Below are 629 nucleotides of genomic sequence, written 5' to 3'. Positions count from 1 at the left end.
GCTGATTTGAATGTTTCCACCAAAAAATCTGTCACCTCTTCGGCGACTTTTTTCTCAGTCAGCGCTTTGTCACGCTCGGCCATGATGGTTTGTGATTGTTGCCAAATCCACACCGATGAAACCAGCATCACACCAAAGATGGTGGCCAATGCCGAAACCGGCAACCAATGTCGGCGTAATTGTTTACGTAAGCGATAACCACTCTGATTGCGTTTGATCTGCAAAGGCTCATGGTTCAGGTAATGCTGCACATCATCGGCCAGCTGACGCACACTTGAGTAACGTTCATGTGGCCCTTTCTTCAGCGCATGACCCACAATCGAATCCAGATCACCTTTCAACTTTGCTGACCAGTTCAGCGTACTGGTCGGGTGCTTCTTCAACTGACTGCTCGGCAAGGTAGGCAACTGGTCATTAATGATGCTTTCAATCCGCCCCCAGGTCTTGCCTGACAGATCAAACGCATGGCTGTCAGTGAGCAACCGATGCAGCACCAGACCCAACACATAGATGTCACATGACACGGTGATCGCCTCACCCTGCACCTGTTCAGGAGCCGCATATTGAGGTGTCAACGCAGTGGTGCCCACCAGGGTTTCATGCACCTGATCGGTACCCGGCAGAATCTT

General features: G+C 51.0%; 1 protein-coding gene. It reads right to left on the bottom strand.

Going from position 1 to position 629, the window contains the following annotated elements; translation table 11 throughout:
* A partial coding sequence (locus B0475_RS17365) for a protein kinase domain-containing protein (protein ID WP_198538376.1) occupies positions 1-629 on the bottom strand: 629 nt, incomplete at both ends.

This window comes from Marinicella sediminis (assembly GCF_002000055.1).
GTDB classification, from domain to species: Bacteria; Pseudomonadota; Gammaproteobacteria; order Xanthomonadales; family Marinicellaceae; genus Marinicella; species Marinicella sediminis.
This window is presented reverse-complemented; position numbering and strand designations above follow the sequence as displayed.